Genomic DNA, 22,457 nt, shown 5'->3' with positions numbered 1-22,457 from the left:
CATCCACCCCTCTCTCCCGTTGCATGGCGCTGGCGTCCGGCGATGCGTGCCCGCACGGGCTTCGCGCCGACGTGCAAATATGAAACAGTTATTCACCAGCATAACAAGACGCGCCGCAACATGCCGTGTTCCACATGACGACATCCGCGGCATGCGGCAAGCTAGGGAACCATGACGAAACCCGCACCCAAATACCGCGCGCCCGCGCTCGACAAGGGCCTGGACATCCTCGAACTGCTGGCCAGCGCGCACCAGCCGCTCAGCATCGTGGAGATTTCCGAAGGCGTCGGCCGCTCGCGCGGCGAGATCTTCCGCATGCTGCAGGTGCTGGAGGAGCGCGACTACCTCGCCCGCGCCGAAGGCGACGGCGGCTACTGCATCACGCCGCGGCTGTTCCGCCTGGCGATGGAGCAGCCGCCGGTGAAGAGCGCGATCGAGGCCGCCCTGCCGGTGATGCACCGGCTCGCCGAGACCACCGAGCAGGCCTGCCACCTGGTGGTGCCTTCGCGCGACCAGATCGTGGTGATCGCCCGCGCCGATCCGCCGGGCGAGATCGCCCTGGTGGTGCGCATCGGCCATCGCCGGCCGATGTCCCAGGCCACCTCGGGCCACGTGCTGCTGGCCTTCCAGGACGAACAGGTGCGCGAGCACTGGTTGGACCTGATCGCCGCCCAGGAGCCCGACCTCGACCGCAAGAAGCTGGTCCGCCAGCTGGCGCAGGTGCGCAGCCAGGGCTATGCCTGCGCGCGCAGCCACGTGGTGGATGCGGTCACCGACCTCTCCGCCCCGGTGCTCCACCACAGCCATGCCGTGTGCGCGCTCACCGTGCCGTTCATCGAGCAGCGCGCCTCGGCGCAGACGCGCCAGCGCACCGTCGAGGCGCTGTGCAAGGCCACCGCAGAGATCTCCGACACCCTGCACTACGGCGCCGCCACGCAACGGCGTTGAACGAAGCACATGGGAGCGCACCCTGTGCGCGATGGCTTTGCTGCTGATCGGAGCAAAAACATTCGCGCACAGGGCGCGCTCCTACGGAAAATTCCAGCCATGCAAGGATCCCTGCCATGAACCAGCCCGTCCTCTCCGCCCTTGCGCTCGCCTGCGTCGGCGGCCTGGCTTTCGCCGCGCCGGTCCACGCGGCGACGCCCACGGCGAACGGCGCCGACATCACGCTGTACCGCAGCGACAGCGCCGCGCTGTACGCCAGCAGCGGCGACGGCAACGTCGACGACGGCTACGCGGTGGTGCGCGAACAGCGTGCGCTCGCGCTCAAGCCCGGCTTGCAGGACATCACCTTGGGCGACCTGCCCGACCACCTCGATGCCGAGGCGCTGGCGCTGGGCTTTCCCGATGGCGGCGCCAAGGTGGTCTCGCAGCGCCTGCTGCTGGGCCAGGGCGGCAGCGCCGCACTGACCGGCCTGCTCGGCCGCGAAGTCACCGTGTTGGGCGACAGCGGCCAGGCCATCGCCAGCGGTACGCTGCTGCGCGCCGGCAACGACGGTCTGATGATAGTCGGCGGCGCCGGCACCAGCTGGATTCGCCAGTACGCCGGCGTGCGCGTCGACAGCGGCGACTTCCCCACCGGTTCCAGCCTGCGCCTGCGCGTCGATGCCGCGCGCGGCGGCAACACCGCAGCCGTGCTCAGCTACCCCACCAGCGGCCTCGGCTGGCGCGCCGCCTACGTGGCCACGCTGCAACCCGGCGACGCCTGCCGCATGCAGTTCGAATCGCGCGCCAGCATCGCCAACCGCAGCGGCCGCGACTGGCGCGACGCGAAACTCACCCTGATCGCGGGCGAACCGAACTTCGCCAAGGCCTCGGCGCCACGCCCGATGATGCTGCAGGCCAAGGCCTTTGCAGCCGCCGCGCCCATGCCCGAGCAGGCGCAGATGGACAACTACCGCAGCTACACCCTGCCCGCAGCGGTGAACCTGCCCGACGGCAGCGTCAGCCAGGTACCGCTGTATGCCACGCGCACGCTGGCCTGCGAGCGCACCAACCTGGCCGAGAACGGCGGCAGCTGGCAGCCGCCGCAGCCGATGCTGGGCCGCGACTTCAACGGCGGCGGCAGCAACGGCAACATCGTCAGCACGTTGAAACTCACCGCGTTCGACAGCCTGCCTGCCGGCTACCTGCGCGTGCTCGCGCAGGACAGCCACGGCACGCCGCAATTCATCGGCGAGGGCCGCATCGAGGACACGCCCAAGGGCGGCGACGCCACCATCGCGCTGGGCCAGGCCTTCGACCTGCGTGCCCGGCGCGAGCGCACCGACTTCCACGTCGACCAGGCCGGCCGCACGCTGGACGAAGCCTTCCGCATCACGCTCACCAATGCCGGCGACGGCGCGCGCACCGTCACCGTGCGCGAACACCCCAACCGCTGGCGCGAATGGAAGCTGGCCTCGTCCAGCCAGAAGCCCAGCCGGCAGACCACCGACACGCTGGAGTTCCGCGTGAGCGTGCCCGCTCGCGGCAAGGCCGTGCTGGACTACGCCGTGCACTACAGCTGGACCGCGGACCAGCATCCGCAGCCGTGATCCACACGCGAAGCGAAACTCGAAACCTCGTCACCCCGGCGAAGGCCGGGGTCCAGTGATTCCGCACAGAACGCGCCAAGACACTGGATTCCTGCCGGCGCAGGAATGACGAGCAGACAAGCAGTGTCAGACTGCATCACCGTCAGGAGCCACCCCATGCTCGAAGTCATCCAGCACGACGCCATCGCCGAGATCCAGTTGGCGCGGCCACCGGTCAACGCGCTGAACCTGGAACTGCTGCGCATGCTGCGCAGCGCGCTGGACGGCGCGTTCGCCGGCGGCGCGCGCGGCATCGTGCTGTCCGGCGTGCCCGGCATGTTCTCCGCCGGCGTCGACGTGCCTGCGGTACTGCAGATGGATCGCGCCGGCGCGCGTGCCTACTGGCGCGAGTTCTTCGCCACCGCCGCCGCACTGGCCTGCTCGCCGGTGCCGCTGGCCGCCGCGATCACCGGTCACAGCCCCGCCGGCGGCGCCGTGCTGGCGCTGATGTGCGACTACCGCGTGATGGCGCAGGGGCCGTACAAGATCGGCCTCAACGAGGTGCAGGTGGGCCTCAGCGTGCCCGACTGCATCCAGCTCGCGCTGCGCCGCGTGGTGGGCGCCTACCGTGCCGAACGCCTGCTGGTCGCCGGCGCGATGACCGACGCGCAGGAAGCGCTGGCCTGCGGCTTCGTCGACGAGACCACCGGCATCGACCAGGTGACGACGCGCGCGCTGCGCTGGATGGGCGACCTGCTCGCGCTGCCCTCGCATGCCATGCTCGCCACCCGCCGCCTCGCCCGCGCCGATCTCGTCGCCACCTTCGCCGACGTGGAGGCGCTGCCACTGGACGACTTCCTCGACGGCTATTTCCACCCGCAGACGCAGGCCACCTTGCAGGCGCTGGTGGCGCGGCTCAAGAGCAAGGGCTGAGCGCGATCAAGGCTCCCAGACCATGTGCACATCCGCCCGTGCGTAGTGCGATCCCGCGCGCGGCGCGGGATGGTGCCGGAAGCCGACGCTTTCATACAGCGCCAGCGCGGGCGCGAGCAGGCTGCTGGACTCAAGGAACAGCTCGCGCGCATCCAGCGTGCGATACAGGTCCAGTGCCGCGGCCATCAGCAGGCGACCGATGCCGCGACCGCGCGCTTCGGGCGACACCGCCATCTTGGTGAGTTCGTACACGCCATCGCCTTCGTGCTTCAACGCGACGGTGCCGAGTGCGCGTTCCGCCTCGTCGATGGCGAACAGGATGCGGCCACCATTCGCAAGGATGTATTTCTCGGGATCGCCAAGCACTACGCGGTCGTAGGCCTCGACCACGAACCAGTGCTCCAGCCATTCGATGTTGAGCGTGGCAAACGCCCCGCGCCAACGCGGCTCGAAGCCGACGATGCGGATGCCGCTCGATCGGGTAGGTGTGGTCATCCGCGTATTCCGTGGGCTGGCGTTCCCGCGATCAGCCGATACTGCCGCGCTCGCGGCCCATGCCGGGAAACGCGGCGTTCATTCTTCGCCCGTCGCCACCGGCCGCGCGCGATCGCTGACCCAGCCGCTCCACGACGGCGCGTACAGGCGCGAGCCGGCGAGGCCGGCGTGTTCCATCGCCAGCAGGTTGTGGCAGGCGGTGACGCCGGAGCCGCACATGTGCACCACCGCGGATGGCGCGCGCGCGCCGAGCACGGCAAGGAAGTCGCGCTTCAGCTCCAGCGCGCTCTTGAAGCGGCCGTCGGCGGCAAGGTTGTCGGCGAACGGGCGGTTCCGCGCGCCCGGCACATGGCCGGCGACGGGGTCGAGCGGCTCGGTGTCGCCGCGATAGCGCGGGGCCGCGCGGGCGTCGATGAGCAACGGCGCGGGCACGGCGTGCAGCGCGGCATGGTCGAGCACGACCTGGGCTGAGTCGAACTGCACCGCAACCGACGTGGGTACGCGCTGCGGCGCGATGGTTTCCGACGGCAGGCCCGCCGCCTGCCACGCGGCGTAACCGCCGTCGAGCACCGCCACGGCAGGCTGGCCGGCGAAACGCAGCAACCACCACAGTCGTGCGGCAGCCAGCGCACCGTTGCCGGCGTCGTGGCACACCACCTGCAAACCGGGTCGCCAACCCCAGCGGCCCAGCACGGCCGAGAATGCGGCCGCGGACGGCAGCGGATGCCGGCCCAGCCCCTCGGCTTGGCGCGACAGGTCGGAGAGGTCGGTATCCAGCTCCGCGTAGACCGCGCCCGGAATATGGCCGGCGAGGTAATCGCGCCGCCCCTTCGCCGGATCGGCCAGGTCCTTGCGGCAGTCGACGATCAGCACGTCCTGCGGCGACAGCGGCGCCAGCTCGGTTGCGGAGATCAGCGTGCTCTTCATGCGCGTCCCATCCTCTTCAGCAGGTTCAGCAGGATCGCCGCGGTGGCGCCCCAGATGCGGTGCCCGCCGTGCACGAATTCGACCATGTCGCGCTGGTGGCCGCGGTATTCCATGACATAACGGCGCAAGTTGGCGGGTTCAAGGAAGAACGCCAGCGGCACCTCGAACACCTCGGCCACTTCCGCCGGCGCGGCGCGCAATTGCGCGTTCGCGGCGATGCGCGCCACCACCGGGGTGACGCGGTAGCCGCTGATCGTCTCGAAGTTGTCGAGGTAGCCCAGCGGCGTCACCAGCGTGCGGTCGAGGCCGATCTCTTCCTCGCTCTCGCGCAGCGCGGTGGCCAGCGCGTCGATGTCGCCGGGGTCCATGCCGCCGCCGGGAAACGCCACCTGCCCCGCATGCGATTGCAGGTGGTCGGTGCGCACGGTGAACACCAGCCGCGGCTGCACGCCCTCACGCAGCCCCAGCAGCACTGCCGCCGGGCGGCGCTGCGTGCTGCCCAGCAGCTCGGTGATGTCGGCGTGGTTCCAGCCCGGCGTAATGGGCGGCGCGGACAGCGGCCGCAAGGCCTGCAGCAGCTCGTCGATCATGATGGAACGCGCGTGGGCAACACCTCGCGCATCACGCGCAAGCGCTCCGCCTCGCTCATGCCACGCCAGCGACCGATCTCCTCGATCGTGCGGCGGCAACCGATGCAGTAGCCCTTGGAGTCCAGCCGGCAGGTGCCGATGCAAGGCGTGGCCGGGGATGACGGTGCGGAGGGAGGTTCGTTCGACATCCCTGCCATTCTAGAGTCTGTTCGACATCCCCGCATGGCCTGCGGGGATATCGAACAGACTCATTGCAGCAGGGTCGCGCGTGCTCAGCGCGAGTCCTGCTCCGGCGCCGGCGGCTTGATCGCCAGCAGCTCGATCTCGAACACCAGCGCCTCGTTGGGGCCGATGCGCGGCAGCGCGCCTTCCTTGCCGTAAGCCAGCTGTGGCGGGATCACCACCTTCCAGCGATCGCCCACGCGCATGCGCGGGATCACGTCGCGCCAGCCCGGGATCACCCGGTCCACGGTGAAGCTCACCGGCGCGCCGTGCGCCCAGGTGCTATCGAACTCGGTACCGTCCACCAGCATGCCGCGGTAGTTCACCACCACCGTGCTGGTGACCGTGGGATGGACCGTGCCATCGCCCTTCTTCATCACCGAATACTGGATGCCGGAAGGCAACTGGGTCACGCCGGGCTGCTTGGCGTTGCGCGCCATGAATGCGGCGCTCTTGCGCGCGTTCGCTTCCGCGAGCTGCGCGAACTCGGCTTGCGCGTCGGTGCGCAGTTGCTGGTTGAACGCGTTCAGCTGCTGGTGCATCGCCTGCATTGACACCGTGGGCGGGCGCTTGTTGTAGGCGTCCTGGATCGCCTTCTGCAGGGTGGCGATGTCGATCTCCGGGATGCCGGCCTGGTTGCGGCCATCGACGAACTGGCTGCCGATCTGGTAGCCGATCGCGTAGGAGAGCTTGCCCTTGTCCAACTTCACCGGAGCCGGCGGCGGACGGGTCTGCGCATGGGCCGCGCCGACCAGCAACAGGCAGGGCAGCAGCCAACGCAGTCGTGTCATGCCGTTCTCCATCTCGCCTCGCCGCACGCCGCGGCCGCTCCGGGACGCCCCATCGTAAGCGTTTCGTGTACCGCGTGCAGCGTCCGTGGCATGAGAAACCCGGGGGCGGCAAAGGTTCCCGCTGTTACCATGCGCGTTTCGAGATAGTCGGAGTTTCCAGCATGGCCTATCGCAACCTCGAGATCGCCAACCGCGGCGCGGTGCGCACCATCACGGTGAACCGCCCCGACAAGCTCAACGCGCTGAACCGCGACACGCTCAACGAGCTGACGATCGCCTTCGCCCAGGCCTCACAGGACGATGCCGTGCGCACGGTGGTGCTGACCGGCGCGGGCGAGAAGGCCTTCGTGGCCGGTGCCGACATCGCCGAGATGAACGGCTACACGCCGGTGCAGGCGCAGGGTTTCTCGCGCGCCGGCCAGCGCCTGATGACGAGCATCGAACGCCTCGGCAAGCCGGTGATCGCGCGCATCCCGGGCTTCGCGCTGGGCGGCGGCATGGAACTGGCGATGGCCTGCCACCTGCGCGTGGCCAGCGAGAAGGCGAAGTTCGGTCAGCCCGAGATCAACCTCGGCCTGATCCCCGGCTTCGGCGGCACCCAGCGCCTGCTGCGCCTCGCCGGCCGCAGCGCAGCGCTGGAACTGTGCCTCACCGGCGCGACCATCAACGCGCAGCGCGCGCATGAACTCGGCATCGTCAACCGCGTGGTGGCGCCCGAGGCGCTGGACGAGACGGTGGCCGCACTGGCCGACCAGCTCGCCGCCGCGGCGCCGCTGGCCGCTGCCGGCATCCTCGACGCGGTACTGCAAGGCGGCGAGGCTTCGCTGGACCAAGGCCTGGAATTCGAGACGCAAGGCTTTGCGCTGATGTTCTCCACCGAAGACATGCGCGAAGGCACCGGCGCGTTCCTGGAGAAGCGCAAGGCGGCGTTCAAGGGTGCCTGACCGCTCCCTGTGTCGCGCGATTGCCAGACGTAGGTCGGGCTTCAGCCCGACATATCCAAGGCAGTCGGGATGAATCCCGACCCACGGACTCGTGCTTGATTTTGATCGCTGCGAGACGCAGCGATCCTCGTGCTTGATCCTGGCCGCTGCGAGACGCAGCGATCAGTGCCCGCTGGCGTACTTTTTCTCGCCCGCCGTCACCGCGATATCGAGCCGATTCTCCGGCGGCGCCAACGGACAGGTGGCGAACGGCGTGAACGCGCACGGCGGGTTGTAGGCCTTGTTGAAATCCAGCACCAGCTTGCCCGGCTTGGCCAGGCCACCGGCAGGCAGCGCCGCATAGAGGAAACGCGCAGCGCCGTAGGTCTGCTTGCCCGAGGTCTGGTCGGCCAGCACGAAGAACAGTTCGCCGCCCGGCTCCTCCTGGTAGGGCAGCAGCTCGAACGTGTGGCCGTCGCGCTGGAACACCGCCTTGCCGGGCACGCTTACCTTGTCGATGGTGCCGATGGCGGTGCCTATTTCCAGGTCATGCGCGGGCACGAACGGCACCCAGTCGGCCTCGATGCGCCAGGACGGGTCGATCGGGAAGTAGTCGATGCCGACGAAATCGCGGCGCGCTTCCGCATCGCCGTCCTTCACGCGCAGCGCCCTGCGGTTGTCGCGATCGATCACGTAGAAGCTCGCGTTGCCGAAGTGCACCGCGGTGGGCGCGGCACCGTCGACGACATGCATGTCGTCCACCAGCACGGCTTCGGCGACGAGCTTGCCGTCGACGGTGGCGCCGCTGTCCTTGTCCAGCGCGATGCGCAACGTACCATCCGCCGCCAGCGTCACCGTGCCCAGGTGTGCCGGGCCAGCCTTCAGCACGATGTCGTTGTCGGCCGCGCTGCCCACGCGGTTCGCGCCTTCGTGCAGCCATTCCAGACCGATCAGGCTGAGCCAACCGTCCGGCGCGGTGAGCTTCGCCACGCGGGTGGCGCGCCACTGCTCGATCTCGTGGGTGTAGGTCGGGGTTTCGGCGGCAGACACGGCGGCGACTCCGGAAATCAGGGCGAACAGGAAAGCGGCGACTCGCGACATGGGGACGATCCGCGGCAATGGAAGGGCCGAGTATGGACGGCCAAATATCGAATGAACAAGCGCCTTGCTCGTCATACCGAAATCGCGAAGCGATATCCGGAATCCAGCGCCTTTGCTTGCAACACCACAGCAAAGGCGCTGGATGACTCGCTTCGCTCGCCCCTTCGGGGCCGCCCTCCGGGGCCGCCCTTCGGGTGTTCTGCGCGCGAAGCGCTTGTCCAGCCTTCGCTGGGATGACGAGCAGTATCCTAACGCCCCCGCATGAACAGTCTGTCCAGTTCCGACAGGCTCAACTGCGTCCACGTGGGCCGCCCGTGGTTGCACTGGCCGGAGCGCTCGGTGGCTTCCATCTCGCGCAGCAACGCGTTCATCTCGGGAATCGTGAGGCGCCGTCCCGCACGCACCGAACCATGGCAGGCCATCGTCGAGAGCAGCTCGTTCTCCAACTCCTGCAACCGGCGCGAGCTGCCGTGCTGGGCGAGTTCCGCCAGCACGTCGCGGGTGAGCTGGGCCACATCGGCGCCTTCGAGCAGGGCCGGGATGCGCCGTACCACCACGCCGGACGGGCCGCTGCGCGACAGCTCCAGGCCCCAGTCGGCCAGCGCCTCGGCGTGTTCCTCGGCGGCGGCCGCCTCCTTCGCGCTCACCGCGAGGTTCAGCGGCACCAACAGCAGCTGCGAACGCAGGTTGCTCAAGGTGCGTCCGGATTTCAGCTTCTCGTAGGTGATGCGCTCGTGCGCGGCGTGCATGTCCACCAGCACCAAGCCCTGCGCATTCTCGGCGAGGATGTAGATGCTCTTGAGCTGGGCGATCGCATAACCCAGCGGCGGCGCCTCGCCTTCTTCGGCGGCCGGCATCGGCGCGGCGACGGCGGCCATGCGCGGCGGCTCGCCCAGCAGCGCGGCGTAGTCCGCCAGCGGCTCGTCGCGCACGCCCAGCGCGAGCCGGCTCTGGTCGGCACGAACGGGCCACGCGGCAGTGCCTGCGACCGCCGGCAGGCCCGGCGCGGATGCATGCACGGCGCCCGCGGTGCTCATGTGCAATCGGCCATCGTCGGCCTGCGCATGCGACTCCACCTGCCCCGCGCGCGTCTGCGCCAGCGCCTCATGCAAGGTGCGGAACAGGAAATCATGCACCAGCCGCTGCTCGCGGAAGCGCACTTCGTGCTTGGCCGGGTGCACGTTGACGTCCACGCCGGCCGGGTCGAGTTCGAGGTACAGCGCGAAGACGGGATGGCGACCGTGGAACAGCACGTCGGCATAAGCCTGGCGCACCGCATGCGCCACCACGCGGTCGCGCACCAGCCGACCGTTGACGTAGAAATACTGCTGGTCGGCCTGGCTGCGCGAGGCAGTCGGCAGGCCCACCCAACCGGACAGGCGCATGCCCGCGGCGGCGTGGTCTACACGCAGGCTCTGCGCGGGGAAATCCTCGCCCAGCACCTCGGCCACGCGCGCCAGTTGCGCCTGCGCGTCGCGTGCGGCCTTCCAGATGCGCACCGGCTTGCCGTTGTGGCTGAGCCGGAACTCCACCGAGCCGCGCGCCAGCGCCAGCGACTTCAAAAGGTCATCGATGTGCGCGAACTCGGTGCGCTCGGCGCGCATGAACTTCTTGCGCGCGGGCACGTTGTAGAACAGGTCACGCACTTCCACGCTGGTGCCCGGCGGATGCTGCGCGGGGCGCGCGGCCTGCAGCTTGCCGCCGTCCACCTCGATGCGGAACGCGGCCTCGGCATCGCGCTGGCGCGAGGTGAGCGCGAAGCGCGCCACCGAGGACACCGACGCCAGCGCCTCGCCGCGGAAGCCCATGCTGGCCACGTGTTCGAGGTCGTCGAAGCTGCCGATCTTGCTGGTGGCGTGCGAGGCCACCGCCAGCGGCAGCTCGTCGGGCGCGATGCCGCCGCCGTCGTCGCGCACGCGGATCAACCGCGCGCCGCCCTGCTCGATGTCCACCTCGATGCGCGCGGCGCCGGCGTCGAGGCTGTTCTCCACCAGTTCCTTGACCACGGACGAGGGGCGTTCGATCACCTCGCCGGCGGCGATCTGGTTGATGAGTTCGGGGGGTAGCGGACGGATGACGGGCATCCGCGAACTTTAGCAGTTGCGCCGGTCGCCTCGCCGCGCGGCGGCGATCAGCCGGCGGGTATCGCCAGCACGGTGCCGGTGCGCACCACGTTGCTGTCGATGTGGTTCGCACTCTTCAGTGCGCCGATGCTGATGCCGTACTGGCGCGCGATGCTGCGCAGGCTCTCGCCCTCGCCCACGCGATGCAGGTCGCGCACGTTGGCGTCGGCGCTGGCCGGCGTGTCGTCGGCCAGCGCGGTCGTGGGCGCCGGCTGGCCCGTCCGGGCCGAGGCCAGCTCGGTGCCGTTGCGGCGCGCGGCCTGCGCCGCGAACCAGGTGCCCGGCGGCGGCGTGGATTCGAAGTAGCTCTTGACGCCGCTCATCACCGCTTCGGCCAGCGCCTTCTGGTGGCCGGGATCGCGCAGCTTGCGCTCCTCGGTCGGATTGCTGATGAAGGCGGTCTCGACCAGGATCGAGGGCACGTCGGGCGAACGCAGCACCACGAAGTTCGCGCGCTCCACGTAGCCGCGGTGGGTGGGACCGAGCTCGCCCAGCGCCTTCAGCACGTTGCCGGCCACCGTGTCGCTGGCCTGCACGGCCCAGCCCTGCTGCATGTCCAGCAACACCTTGGCGAGGCCGTCGCTCTTGTCGTCCAGCGACACGCCGCCGATCAGGTCGGAACTGTTTTCGCGGTCGGCCAGCATGCGCGCCGCCACCGAACTCTTGCCGCGCGAGGACAACACCCACACCGAGGAACCGCGCGCGTCGCCGCTGGTGAAGGCGTCGGCGTGGATGGAGACGAACAGGTCGGCGTCGTGCTCGCGCGCGATCTGGTAGCGGCGTGCCAGCGGAATGAAGTAATCACCGTCGCGGGTGAGGATGGCCTGCATGCCAGGCTGCTTGTTGATCTGCGCCGCGAGGTCGCGCGCCACCGCGAGGGTGACGTTCTTCTCCAGCGTGCCGTCCGGACCGTGCGAACCCGGATCCTTGCCGCCATGGCCGGCATCGATGCACACGACCACCTTGCGCTGACCGTCCAGCAGCGCAGCAGCCTGCTGGGTGATCTGGCGGCTCATGCCCACGGTCTTGCCGCCATGGCGCCCGCCCACCGTAGCGACGGTGAGCGGCGGCGCAGCGACCGGCGCCGTGGCCGGCTTCGCGGCGACGACCGGCGTTGCGGCGCTCTTGTCCGCCCCGCTGCCCGGCAGCAGGTCCAGCACCAGCCGGTAGTGGTCGCCTTGGCTCGGCGGGAGCACGAAGCTGCGCACCTGGCTGCCGGCGCTCATCTTCGCGGTGAGCTGCAGGCGCTCGCCCTGCCGGCCCTGGCTCATGCCGCGGTACAGGCCTTGCGCGGCGGGATCGGTGTAGCCCGCCGCGAGCTTGCCGCGCGCGAAGTCCACCACCACCTGGTCGTTCCGACGATCGATGCGGTAATCCGGCTTGCCATCGAGGTCGAACACCAGCCGGGTATGGCTGGCGTCGGCCCAGACGCGCGCCGCCGTCACGTCGGCCGCGTGCACGCCGCTTGGCGCCAGCGCAGACGCCAGCGCGACGACAAGCACCCCACCCAAGCTGTTCAGGTATCCCCGCATGAGGCGCATTGAATCGCAGGCATCCGCGGATTGCAAGAAGTTTTCCCTTGAATATCCATAACCTGCAGATCATTCGTCAGCCTGCATCTAGCTATGGATCGCAAGTGGCGTTTGCTGCGTACACACGAGAGCATCGGGCCCTCACCAGGCCACGAGCATTTTTCGGGTAAAAACAGTGACTTGCCGTGAAGGCTCAGCGCAGGCGCTGCTGCAGGTCACGCCCACGCCCGGTCTGCGCCTGCAACCGCGCCTGCCGGCCACCATCGACATACGCCAGATGCAGGGTGAGATCAGGTGCGGGCAAGGCGCCGCGACCGCGCTCGGGCCATTCCACGAGCACCAGCGCAGCCGGATCGGACAACGCATCCAGGCCCAGCCACTCCAGCTCGCCCGGATCGGCGATGCGGTACAGGTCCAGGTGCCAAGCCGGCCGCCCCTGCGCCTCGTAGCCCTCGATCAGGCTGTAGGTGGGGCTCTTGATGCGCTCGCCCACCTCGAGCGCGCCCAGCAGCGCGCGGGCGAAGGTGGTCTTGCCCGCGCCCAGCTCGCCGTGCAGGTAGATCACCATGCCGCCGCCGTCCAGCGCCATGGCAAAGCGGCGCCCCAACGCGAGGGTGGCGGCCTCGTCGGCCAGTCGCCAAACGTGTTCAGTCATCGTCGAGTCCGTTGCCCAGTGCGCGCAGCGATGCCAGCAGATCGCCGGCGAGCAGGCCGCGCTCGCCCTGCCGCGCGGCGCGATCGCCGGCGCGTGCGTGCAAGCCCGTGCCGAGGCGGGCCGCCTGTGGCGCGTCGCAGCCCTGCGCCAGCAGCGCCGCGATGACACCGGTGAGCAGGTCGCCCATGCCGCCCGTGGCCATGCCCGGGTTGCCCCACGGACAGACGTCCAGACGTCCATCCGGATCGGCGATCAGGCTGCCGCTCCCTTTCAGCACCACCACCGCGTCGTAGCGTCCCGCCAGCAGGCGCGCCGCGGCGTAGCGATCGGCCTCGACGTCGGCCACGGTGCCGCCGAGCAGGCGCGCCGCCTCGCCGGGATGCGGCGTGAGCACGGTCGGCTGCGCGAAGCGGCGCGGCTCGCGCGCCAGCAGGTTGAGTCCGTCGGCGTCGAGCACCAGCGGCTTGCCGCCGTCCAGCGCGGTGAGCCATAGCGCGTGGCTCCACGCGCTTTGCCCGAGGCCGGGGCCGAGTGCGAGCACGCTGGCGCGCGCCAGCAGCGGCTCCAGCGCCTGCGGGCCGTCCACCCCGTGCGCCATCAATTCCGGCCGCGCCGCGTTCAGGGCGAAGATGTGTTCGCTGCGCGTGGCCACGCTGACCAGACCGGCACCCGCGCGCAACGCGGCCTCGCCGCACAGGCGGATCGCGCCGCCCATGCCGTGCTCGCCGCCGATCGCCAGCACATGGCCGTTGGCGCCCTTGTGCGCGTCGCGCGCACGCGGCGGCAACTTCGTGGCGATCAGCAGTTGCGCGTCCGGCGGCTCGCCCTGCCATAACGACTCGGGCAGGCCCAGCGCGTCCAGTTCCGGCACGCCGACGAATGCTGCCGCGCGACCAGTGTGCAGCCCGCGCTTGGCGGCGATGAAACTCGTCGTGACCGCAGCACGGATCGCTGCACCCGGCACGTGGCCGGTGTCGGCATCCAGCCCCGAAGGCACATCCAGCGCCAGCGTCGGCACGCCGCTGGCGTTGATCGCCTCGATCAGCACCGCGACCGGCGGCTCCGGCGCACGGCGCAGGCCGGTGCCGTACAGCGCGTCGACATGCACGTCTGCTTCGGGCAACGTATCGCCCGCTTGCCACAGTTGCACGCCGCCGCCGGCATTCGTCCATGCCTGCCGGGCAAGCGCGGCATCGCCCGAAGACGCCTCACCAAGCGCCAGCACGTCCACGTGCAAGCCGGCTTCGCGCGCCAGCGCCGCCAGCAGGAAACCGTCACCGCCGTTGTTGCCCGGTCCGCAATGCACCGCGATGCGCCGCGCCTGTGGCCAGTGCCGGCGCAGGCTGGACAACGCCGCCCAGGCCGCACGGCGCATCAACTCGAACCCTGGCACGCCCAGCACCTCGATCGCGCGACGATCCATCGCACGCACCTGGGCAACGGTGTAGAGCTCGTGGCGGTGGGAGGATGGCGGCATGCGGCGATTATAGGCAGCTGCGTCGACCCTCGATGGCCGCGAAGGCATGGTCACCTTGCCGCCACGCCCCGCTCAATGCCGCGGGGCATCCAGCAACGGCGTGACGACCTGATCAAGCCGCTCGCGCGTCAAGGCCGGCTGCCGGTCTTTCCAGCCATCGTGCACGAGCAGTCCGTGGCGATCCACCACGAAACTCACGGGCAGGCGCCAGATGCGCCCATAGCCGTCGACATGGGGATCGCCAAGCAGCCCTGTCGGAAAATCCAGCGTGGCCGCGACCTGGCGCACCTGCGCCAGCGTGTCCGGCGTATCGAGACTGAACCCGAGCACGACGAGGCCGTCGCGCGCATGCTCCCGCGCGTATCGCGACAACATCGGCAGCTCTTCGCGACAAGGGCCGCACCAGGTCGCCCAGAACGTGAGGATGACCGTCTTGCCGCGGAGGGCGTGCAGGGAGACGTGCTGGCCGTCCAGCGTGTCCAGCGTGATGTCCGGCGCGGACTGGCCCACGCGGAGCCCGTTTGCGAAAGCGGCCGGCGACATGCCGCCGGCGCACAGCAGGCATGCGAGGGCGAGGCGGCGCAGGAATGGCAGGGAGAACATGGGACGGCTACAGCTGCATGCTCAGGCCGACCGTGCCGGTCCAGCGCGGAAACAGCTGGTATCCCTGCAGATGGCTGTACACGGGCAGTTGCACGAAGGCGTAGAACTGCAGGTTCCTGCCCAGGCTGGCGCTGATGCCGGGGCTGAGATAAGCCACCGTGCCGGCCGTATCGGGCGTATCGGCGAAGGCCCCCTGGTCGGCGCTGCGGTGGAACACGTTGACCTGCAGCTGCGGCACCCAGTCCGCATGGGCTTCATAGCGCAGGCCGAAGCTGGCGGAAGCCAGGTTGCCCGGGCGGAAGTCGGCGCCGGGCCGGTCCAGCCGCTCGCGCACCGCCGCCTGGAATTGCCCATTCACGAACATGTCGAAATCCTGGCTCACGGGCTGGAAGTAATAGGCGCCGACGATGAGGTCGGTACTGCCGGTACCCGCCTGCAGGCTGCTGTCCAGCGACTGGCCAAGGCCCGGCCCCGAATGGAAGGTGGAGGGCCGACTGATGAGCGTGCCGTCGTCGGTCTGGCCGCCGTAGTTCCCCGTCGGCAGCTTGATGCCGAACTGGACGCCGAAATTGTGCGTGGGCAGGAAGCCCTGGTAACTGCCGATCAGCTTGACGTCGCCGAGACCGGCCACGTGGGCGCCGCTGACCTGGTCGGGCGACGTCTCCCCCGGCGTGTACGGCGCCAGCTGCGTGCCGTAGGTCTCATGGTCGCGGATGACGTACGGCACCACGAACGACACGCCCCAATCGGCGTTGAAGCGGTAGGTCGCGCCAAGGTTGATGTAGCGGTTGGTGGTTCCCTTCTCGATCTCCCCTCCACCCAGCGACGGATCGGACGGCTGGTTGACCACTTGCCCGGGCGACGCCTTGCCGCCGCCGTGGCGCAGCTGGTTCTGGTCGATATAGGTGTAGTCGAGATTGATCCGCCAGCCGCTCGCGGTCGAATAGCCGGTGGCGGCGTCCGTGCTCAACGTGCATCCGCACGTGGCGCAGGCGTGGGCAAGCTGCGGCATGAAGGCCGCTGCCAGCAGGAGGGCTCCGCCACGAGCCGCGATGCGCGGCGGCGACCGGCGGGGTGCCGGCATGGAAGATGACGATGCTGTGGGGTTCATGGCTGCGTGATCTGGCAAGGGCGGCGAACGCCAACGTGGTTCACCTGGCAAGAATGCGATCGCGTGTGCCGACGCCGCAGCCGCATGCGGTGGCATGCGAGGGCCGGTGCGCGACTCGCGGATGGGAATGAAAGCATCCACCCGACGCCGGTCGGCGCAGGCGTTTGCCGGGCTCAGGCCCGGTGCGGAGGCCCGCGCGGGCGGGCCCCGAGGTGGCCCCGGTGTTCGGGCGATGGAGGCCGGTAGGCGACCGCCACCGCTTCGCGCGGCGCCGCGGGCAGCAAATGAAGAAGCGGGCATGCGGCCAGCAGCGACTGCTGTCCGAGCAGCACGCAGTAGCCGCAGCAATCCGTCGGATCCTGCGTGCCGGCGTGCTTGCAGGGATGGCCGGCGTGCACCGCCCCATGCGCACAATCCCCGCCCGCCATGGCGTGCGTCATCGGGGCCGGTGTGGGCAGGACACGCGATACCAGCGGCGCCACGACCAGAAGCGCCATGGCCAGCCATGCCAGCCACGCGATGGGTTGCCGCCTGGTCTTGTGTCGCAACACGCAATCGACCGTGGGAAAGGCGCGATACGGCAATGTAGCACGCACCACGCACCCCTCGACGGTCAATATCGTCGCATCCCGGCGGCGCGATGCCGCGCGGCGCACGTCCGCGACGCGGGCGCGCGCCGCCTACAATGCCCGCATGTCCGCCAGCATCACCATCGACTACGCTGCCCTCGCCCGCGACATCAAGCGTTGGGCGCGCGAACTGGGCTTCGCCGACGCCGGCATCAGCGGGGTGGCGCTGGGCGAGGACGAAAGGCACCTGGAGGCCTACCTCGCGGCTGGCCACCACGGCGAGATGGACTACATGGCGCGCCACGGCGCCAAGCGCGCGCGCCCCGCCGAGTTGGAGCCGGGCACGCAGCGAGTGATCTCGGTGCGCATGGACTACGTGCCGCCCGGAACGCGCAACGCCTGGGAGGTGATCCGCGACGGCGAGGCCGGCTACGTGTCGCGCTACGCGCTGGGCCGCGACTACCACAAGCTGATGCGCAACCGCCTGCAGAAGCTGGCCGAGCGCATCCACGGCGTGGTGGGCGACTTCGGCTACCGCGCCTACGTGGATTCCGCGCCGGTGCTGGAAAAGGCGCTGGCGCGCAACGCGGGGCTGGGCTGGATCGGCAAGCACACCGTGCTGATCAACCGCCGCGCCGGCTCGTACTTCTTCCTCGGCGAGCTGTACACCGACCTGCCGCTGCCGGTGGACGAAGCCGCCAGCGCGCACTGCGGCTCCTGCCGCCGCTGCATCGACATCTGCCCCACCCAGGCGATCCTCGCGCCATACAAGCTCGATGCGCGCCGCTGCATCTCCTACCTCACCATCGAACTGAGGGGATCGATTCCCGAGGAACTGCGCGCGCCGATCGGCAACCGCATCTTCGGCTGCGACGACTGCCAGCTGGTCTGCCCCTGGAACAAGTTCGCGCAGGAAGCTGCCGAGCCGGACTTCGCGCCACGCCACCGCCTCGACGGCGCGAAGCTGGTGGAACTGTTCGCGTGGAGCGAGGAGGAATTCCTGAAGCGCACCGAAGGCATGGCGATACGCCGCACCGGCTACGAGGGCTGGCTGCGCAACATCGCGGTGGCCTTGGGCAATGCGCCTAAGTCCGCCGCGGCGTGCGAGGCGCTGAATGCCCGCGCCGAGCACCCCTCGCCCGTGGTGCGCGAGCACGTGGCCTGGGCGCTGGCGCGGCAGGCCGGGTGATTCAACCCTGCGTGGCGGGTATACCGAACACTTGGCGCAGGTAGGTCACGTAGGCTGCGTCCTCGCACATGTTCTTGCCCGGCGAATCGCTGAGCTTGGCCACCGGCTGGCCGTTGCAGCGGATCATCTTGATCACGATGTTGAGCGGTTCGGGGCCGGTGTCGTTGCTGAGGTTGGTGCCCACGCCGAAGGCCAGCAGGCAGCGGCCACGGAAGTGTTCGTACAGCTGCATCACCTTGGGGATGTCCAGGCCGTCGCTGAACACCAACACCTTGCTGCGCGGGTCGACGCGATGGGCGCGGTAGTGCGCCAGCATGCGTTCGCCCCAATTGAACGGGTCGCCGGAATCGTGGCGCGCGCCGTCGAACAGCTTGCAGAAATACATGTCGAAGTCGCGCAGGAAGGCGTCGAGGCCATAGACGTCGGACAGCGCGATGCCGAGATCGCCGCGGTACTCCTTCGCCCAAGCCTCCAGCGCCGCCACCTGCGAATCGCGCAGGCGCGGGCCCAGCGCTTGGTGCGCCTGCAGGTACTCGTGCGCCAGCGTGCCCAGCGGGGTAAGGCCCAGCTTCCACGCGTACCAGACGTTGCTGGTGCCGGCGAGCTGCTTGCCAAGCCCGTCGCGCAGGGCGACCAGCACCTCTTCGTGCCAGGTGCGCGAGAAACGCCGGCGCGTGCCGTAATCGGCGATGCGGCACTGCTCGTAGTCCGGCGTGTCGCGCAGCAGCGCGATCTTCGCCTGCAGCCGACGCCGCCCTTCGGCGAGGTCGTGATCGGGCCGCGTGTTGCGGAAATACACCTCGTTGACGATCGCGAGCAGCGGCACCTCGAACAGGATGGTGTGCAGCCACGGCCCCTGGATGCGGATCTCGATCTCGCCGTTGCCCGCCTCCGCCGGCGCGATCGTCACGTACTTCGCGTTGAGCTGGAACAGCCCGAGGAAGTCCACGAAGTCGCTCTTGATGAAGCGCATCCGGCGGACGTAGTCCAGCTCGTCCTCGGTGAAGCGCAACGTGCACAACGCCTCCAGCTCGGCCCGGATCTCCTCGATGTGCGGCGCCAGGTCGATGCCGGGATTGCGGCACTTGAAGCGGTACTCCACCTGCGCGGCCGGGTAGTGATGCAGCACCACCTGCATCATCGAGAACTTGTAAAGGTCGGTGTCCAGCAGCGATTCGATGATCATCCGTCGTCCGGCACGGCAGCGGCGCACGCGGCGCCAAGTCGACGATTATCCATGCCGCCGGCGAATCGCGGGCATAAAAAATCCCGGTAGCCAGGGGAGTAGCTACCGGGATTCGTCAGGTCGGCGCGTCAAGAGGGGAGAGAGGGGCCGACCCCCCGACGGTGCGATGTGCTGCCCCGTCTCCTGTCGCCTCACGGCGATACGTGATGCTTAGTGTAGCCGCTGCGGCGAAAGTTCAAGGAAACCGCACGAAATGATTCAGTTTCCAGCCAGCCACGCGCCACGGATTTACAATATATGGGGACGGCAGTGCGCGATTACAATGCCGCGTCACTGGGGGACCGTCATGAAGATCCTGCTGCGCTGTTGCTTGCTCTGCCTGTGCCTGCCCCTGCTCGCCCATGCAGCCGAATTGCGCATCGACCTCGGCCACGGCGCGAGAGTCTGGACCACCGCGCAGCTGCTCGCCCGCACCGACGCCACCACGGTGACGATCCCGGACGACGTGGCGTTTCGCCGCTCCATGCGCTACCGCGCCGTGCCGCTGCGCGCGCTGCTGCCCGGCCTGCGTACGGACCAGCATCTGCAGTTCGTGGCCACCGACGGCTTCGCCGCCGAGATTCCAGCCACGGTGATCCTCAACCGCCAAGGCGCCGAGGCCTGGCTGGCGGTGGAAGATTCCACGCATCCCTGGCCCGCGTCCGCCGACAACGGCAAGCATGCCGGCCCGTTCTACCTGGTGTGGACCGACCCGCAGGCCGCGCACGTCACCACGGAGGAATGGCCCTACCAACTGGCCACGATCCGCGCGATCCCGGACGTCGACGCGCGCTTCCCGACCATCGTGCCGGAGGCCCGCGCCGATGCGCAGGTGCTGCGTGGCTACGCGGTGTTCAAGCGCACCTGCTTCGCCTGCCACACCATGAATGGCGCGGGCGACGCCCGGCTGGGGCCGGACCTCAACCTCCCCTGGAACCCCACCGAATACCTGCGCGCCGACCTGCTGCGCGGCTTCATCCGCAACCCGCAGACGCTGCACCGCTGGCCCGAGGCGAAGATGCAGGGCTTCCCCACGACGAAGGAAATGTCCGACGCCGACCTCGACGCGGTGCTGGCCTACCTGCGCTACATGGCGAAGCACAAGGCGAAGGTTCCGATCACACCGTAGGAGCGCACCCTGTGCGCGATGCAGCTCTTCGCGAAAGGCTTCATCGTGCACAGGGTGCGCTCCTACCGCGTCCCCAGCAAAACCTGCAACGCGGCATCGCGCTTCGCCTTCGACTCGCGCGCCAGCGCCCGCACCCGTGCGTAGAAAGCCGGCCATTGCGCGCCGCTTTCGCGGAAGATCACGGCGAACGCAGGCGTCCACTGGTCGTACAGGCCGAACGGCAGCAGGCGTGCGTTGTTGATGGGCTTGGCCACCCAGGCGTCGTAGCGGTGATCGTCTGGCCAGTACGCATCGCGCCACGCGGCATAACGCGCACGGAACGCGGCGATTTCGCGCTGCTTGCCCGCCTCCATCGCCTCGGCATCCACGCCGCTGGCGTAGAACTTCTTCAGGCGCTCGCGCAGCTCCAGCACCAGCTTCGTGAACCCATCGGCCATCGCCTGCGCATGGCCATCGTCCGGCGGAAGCGCGCGCGCGGCGCGCCATTCGCGCAGGCCCTCGGTCTGCACGAACGTCGCGAAGGATTCGTTGAACGCGGTGTCACCCTTGGCGTAGATCAGCTGGTGCGCCAGTTCGTGGAAGATCGTGCCGGCCAGCTCGTCGTCGTCCCAGCGCAGCATGCTGGAGAGGATGGGATCGGCGAACCAGCCCAGCGTGGAATACGCCGGCACGCCGCCTACCCACACATCGTCGCCCTTGCGCTGCATGCGCGCCGCATCGGCCTCGGCGGCGGCCTCGCTGAACCAGCCGCGGTAGGCCACGCAGCCGGCGACGGGAAAACAGTGCCGGACCGCTTCCACCGAATAGCGCGGCGTGGCGAACACGTTCCACACCACGTAGGGCCGGTGCAGATCCACGTAGCTGGTGTAGCTGCGGTTGTCCGGCAGATCGAGCTCGCGACTGGCGAACTCGCGCGCGGCCAGCGCCAGCGACAGCCGCGCGGCGAGTTTCGGGTCGGTAGCCGGGTCCTTGAGCAGCTTGCGCACGGGCTGCCGCTTGAACACCAGCTCGCCCTGCCCGTGCGCCGCCTGCGCGTAGTAGCGAATGCTGCCGCAGGCGCACAGAACCCAGCTCATCGCCGCGAACGCGATGAGCCTGGGCAGATCGCGATGGAGCGTCGCCGACAGTCGGGTCATGCCGCCATGATGCCGCAGCGGCCGGCGGGATGGGACTCAGTGACGATGGTCGCCGCCACCGCCATGGCCGCTCCAGCGGCCATGGCCGCTGCTGCTACCGTGCCAGTGCCCACCGCCGTTGCCATGCCAGTTGCCGCCGCGATAGTGGCGATACCCGCCGCGGCTGTACCAAACGCCGCCGATCGTCACGCCCGGCGCGTAGCAGCAGCCGTACCAGCCGTCATACCCGTACCCGTACCACCCCGGCGCCGCGTAGTAGCCGTCGCCGTAGACCACGCCGTTGCCGTAATAGGCCGGACCGGCATACGGGCTTGCCCGCACGTAGCTGTACCCCGGGTCGTAGTAGCAGCCCGACAGCAGCACGGCGAGTGGGACGAGAACGAAACCGCAGAGCAGGCGTTTCATGACACGGCCTCCATGGGAGACGATGGCGCCAGCTTGCGCCTGCCCGCTTGAACCGGCGCTGATGCTCGCGCCGGCCCGACCTCAGAATCGCGGCTGCAGCAGTGCGTCGAGGAAATGCGGCAACACCCGCGGGTTCACCAGCACGGTGAACAGCACACCGTAGGCCGCGCCCCACAGGTGCGCGCTGTGGTTGATGTTGTCCTGCCCGCGCCGATCCATGTAGATCGAGTAGCCGGTGTACAGCACCGCGTAGACGATCGCCGGCATCGGTATCACGAACACGATGATGCGCTGCCACGGCGCCAGGAGGATGTAACTGAACAGCACCGCCGACACCGCGCCCGAGGCACCGAGGCTGCGGTAGTTCGGGTTGCTGCGGTTCTTGAGATAGGTCGGCAGGATCGAGACCACCAGGCCGCCGAGGTAGAACAGCGCGAAGCCGAACGTGCCCAACTGGCCGGCGTAGAAGCCCTCCATCACGCGCCCGAAGAAGAACAGCGTGATCATGTTGAACAGCAGGTGGCCGAAATCCGCATGCACCAGACCGTAGGTCACCAGCCGGTGGTACTCGCGCTGGCGGCTGATCGCCGGCGGCCACAGGATCAGGTCGTTCATCAGCCGGCTGTTGCTGAACGCGATGAACGAGACGATGCAGGTGACCGCGAGGATGATGAGGGTGATCGGCATGAACGTTTCCGCACCAGGGTGACGAAGTGGCGCATCTTGGCGGCAGCGCGGCCGCTTGTCGAATCCGCGCCGCAATTCGCCAAGGCGGCTATCATGCGCGCTCCCCCACGAATCCCGC

21 protein-coding genes and 1 pseudogene are annotated in these 22,457 nt (G+C 69.1%); 6 read left to right on the top strand and 16 right to left on the bottom strand.

Translation table 11 applies throughout. The features are described 5' to 3' along the window. The first annotated feature begins 171 nt into the window (after positions 1–171). From B0E52_RS03890 to B0E52_RS03880, 3 genes are all read left to right on the top strand, one after another. Positions 172–948: an IclR family transcriptional regulator gene (locus B0E52_RS03890; RefSeq protein WP_077481975.1), complete on the top strand. Its 777-nt coding sequence runs from the start codon at positions 172–174 to the stop codon at positions 946–948. A gap of 116 nt (positions 949–1,064) precedes the next feature. Continuing rightward, positions 1,065–2,537: a DUF4139 domain-containing protein gene (locus B0E52_RS03885; protein WP_077481973.1), complete on the top strand. Its 1,473-nt coding sequence runs from the start codon at positions 1,065–1,067 to the stop codon at positions 2,535–2,537. A gap of 156 nt (positions 2,538–2,693) precedes the next feature. Further along, positions 2,694–3,449 carry an enoyl-CoA hydratase/isomerase family protein gene (locus B0E52_RS03880; protein WP_077481971.1) on the top strand — a complete coding sequence of 252 codons (756 nt, stop codon included), beginning with the start codon at positions 2,694–2,696 and terminating at the stop codon, positions 3,447–3,449. A gap of 6 nt (positions 3,450–3,455) precedes the next feature. Here B0E52_RS03880 and B0E52_RS03875 read toward each other — a convergent pair whose 3' ends face one another. From B0E52_RS03875 to B0E52_RS03860, 4 genes and pseudogenes are all read right to left on the bottom strand, one after another. Then, positions 3,456–3,944 (bottom strand): GNAT family N-acetyltransferase, encoded by a 489-nt coding sequence (locus tag B0E52_RS03875; RefSeq protein WP_077481969.1) that lies wholly within the window; start codon positions 3,942–3,944, stop codon positions 3,456–3,458. A gap of 78 nt (positions 3,945–4,022) precedes the next feature. After that, complete coding sequence (locus B0E52_RS03870) at positions 4,023–4,871, bottom strand: sulfurtransferase (protein WP_077481967.1); 849 nt, start codon at positions 4,869–4,871, stop codon at positions 4,023–4,025. After that, positions 4,868–5,658, bottom strand: a pseudogene (locus B0E52_RS03865) (CoA pyrophosphatase). Before B0E52_RS03865 ends, B0E52_RS03870 begins: the two are co-directional and overlap by 4 nt. A 75-nt stretch (positions 5,659–5,733) precedes the next feature. Beyond that, positions 5,734–6,474, bottom strand: a complete 741-nt coding sequence (locus tag B0E52_RS03860) for an FKBP-type peptidyl-prolyl cis-trans isomerase (protein WP_077481965.1) — start codon at positions 6,472–6,474, stop codon at positions 5,734–5,736. A 161-nt stretch (positions 6,475–6,635) separates the two neighbouring features. On the opposite strand from B0E52_RS03860, the gene B0E52_RS03855 reads away from it, so the two are divergent. Then, positions 6,636–7,418: an enoyl-CoA hydratase-related protein gene (locus B0E52_RS03855; protein ID WP_077481963.1), complete on the top strand. Its 783-nt coding sequence runs from the start codon at positions 6,636–6,638 to the stop codon at positions 7,416–7,418. A gap of 162 nt (positions 7,419–7,580) precedes the next feature. Here the strand turns inward: B0E52_RS03855 and B0E52_RS03850 are convergent, their stop codons facing one another. The 8 genes from B0E52_RS03850 to B0E52_RS03815 form a co-directional block, all read right to left on the bottom strand. Continuing rightward, positions 7,581–8,498: a DUF1684 domain-containing protein gene (locus tag B0E52_RS03850; protein ID WP_077481961.1), complete on the bottom strand. Its 918-nt coding sequence runs from the start codon at positions 8,496–8,498 to the stop codon at positions 7,581–7,583. A 248-nt stretch (positions 8,499–8,746) separates the two neighbouring features. Then, entirely contained in the window at positions 8,747–10,582 is a 1,836-nt protein-coding gene (mutL, locus tag B0E52_RS03845; protein WP_077481959.1) for a DNA mismatch repair endonuclease MutL, read from the bottom strand. 47 nt (positions 10,583–10,629) lie between these two features. Beyond that, on the bottom strand, positions 10,630–12,153 hold the full coding sequence (locus tag B0E52_RS03840; RefSeq protein ID WP_077482163.1) for an N-acetylmuramoyl-L-alanine amidase: 1,524 nt from the start codon (positions 12,151–12,153) through the stop codon (positions 10,630–10,632). 193 nt (positions 12,154–12,346) lie between these two features. After that, complete coding sequence (gene tsaE, locus B0E52_RS03835; protein WP_077481957.1) at positions 12,347–12,808, bottom strand: tRNA (adenosine(37)-N6)-threonylcarbamoyltransferase complex ATPase subunit type 1 TsaE; 462 nt, start codon at positions 12,806–12,808, stop codon at positions 12,347–12,349. Further along, positions 12,801–14,285: a bifunctional ADP-dependent NAD(P)H-hydrate dehydratase/NAD(P)H-hydrate epimerase gene (locus tag B0E52_RS03830; RefSeq protein ID WP_077481955.1), complete on the bottom strand. Its 1,485-nt coding sequence runs from the start codon at positions 14,283–14,285 to the stop codon at positions 12,801–12,803. The genes tsaE and B0E52_RS03830 overlap by 8 nt, the downstream gene beginning before the upstream one ends. A 72-nt stretch (positions 14,286–14,357) precedes the next feature. Further along, positions 14,358–14,888, bottom strand: coding sequence for a TlpA disulfide reductase family protein (locus tag B0E52_RS03825; protein ID WP_217316661.1), 531 nt, complete (start codon positions 14,886–14,888; stop codon positions 14,358–14,360). A gap of 7 nt (positions 14,889–14,895) precedes the next feature. After that, positions 14,896–15,858, bottom strand: a complete 963-nt coding sequence (locus tag B0E52_RS03820) for a transporter (RefSeq protein WP_254426697.1) — start codon at positions 15,856–15,858, stop codon at positions 14,896–14,898. A 314-nt stretch (positions 15,859–16,172) separates the two neighbouring features. Then, complete coding sequence (locus tag B0E52_RS03815; protein ID WP_139351573.1) at positions 16,173–16,655, bottom strand: DUF2946 domain-containing protein; 483 nt, start codon at positions 16,653–16,655, stop codon at positions 16,173–16,175. A 37-nt stretch (positions 16,656–16,692) separates the two neighbouring features. On the opposite strand from B0E52_RS03815, the gene queG reads away from it, so the two are divergent. Beyond that, the gene (gene queG, locus B0E52_RS03810; protein ID WP_077481951.1) at positions 16,693–17,757 is read left to right on the top strand and encodes a tRNA epoxyqueuosine(34) reductase QueG; all 1,065 of its coding nucleotides are present in this window, start codon (positions 16,693–16,695) and stop codon (positions 17,755–17,757) included. A 1-nt stretch (position 17,758) separates the two neighbouring features. On the opposite strand, the gene pncB is transcribed toward queG, so the two are convergent. Further along, positions 17,759–18,943 carry a nicotinate phosphoribosyltransferase gene (gene pncB / locus B0E52_RS03805; protein WP_077481949.1) on the bottom strand — a complete coding sequence of 395 codons (1,185 nt, stop codon included), beginning with the start codon at positions 18,941–18,943 and terminating at the stop codon, positions 17,759–17,761. A 346-nt stretch (positions 18,944–19,289) separates the two neighbouring features. On the opposite strand from pncB, the gene B0E52_RS03800 reads away from it, so the two are divergent. Further along, positions 19,290–20,111 carry a cytochrome c gene (locus tag B0E52_RS03800; protein ID WP_077481947.1) on the top strand — a complete coding sequence of 274 codons (822 nt, stop codon included), beginning with the start codon at positions 19,290–19,292 and terminating at the stop codon, positions 20,109–20,111. 62 nt (positions 20,112–20,173) lie between these two features. Here the strand turns inward: B0E52_RS03800 and B0E52_RS03795 are convergent, their stop codons facing one another. From B0E52_RS03795 to B0E52_RS03785, 3 genes are all read right to left on the bottom strand, one after another. After that, positions 20,174–21,187 (bottom strand): aminopeptidase, encoded by a 1,014-nt coding sequence (locus B0E52_RS03795; protein WP_077482158.1) that lies wholly within the window; start codon positions 21,185–21,187, stop codon positions 20,174–20,176. A gap of 96 nt (positions 21,188–21,283) precedes the next feature. Then, the gene (locus tag B0E52_RS03790) at positions 21,284–21,652 is read right to left on the bottom strand and encodes a hypothetical protein (RefSeq protein ID WP_077481945.1); all 369 of its coding nucleotides are present in this window, start codon (positions 21,650–21,652) and stop codon (positions 21,284–21,286) included. Between the two features lie 81 nt (positions 21,653–21,733). Beyond that, positions 21,734–22,339, bottom strand: a complete 606-nt coding sequence (locus B0E52_RS03785; protein ID WP_077481943.1) for a rhomboid family intramembrane serine protease — start codon at positions 22,337–22,339, stop codon at positions 21,734–21,736. Between the last annotated feature and the right edge of the window lie 118 nt (positions 22,340–22,457).

The sequence above is a fragment of the Rhodanobacter sp. C06 genome, from assembly GCF_002001105.1.
Taxonomy (GTDB): Bacteria; Pseudomonadota; Gammaproteobacteria; order Xanthomonadales; family Rhodanobacteraceae; genus Rhodanobacter_A.
Note: the sequence above shows the minus strand (reverse complement) of the source record. Positions and strands in the feature narration are given on the sequence as shown.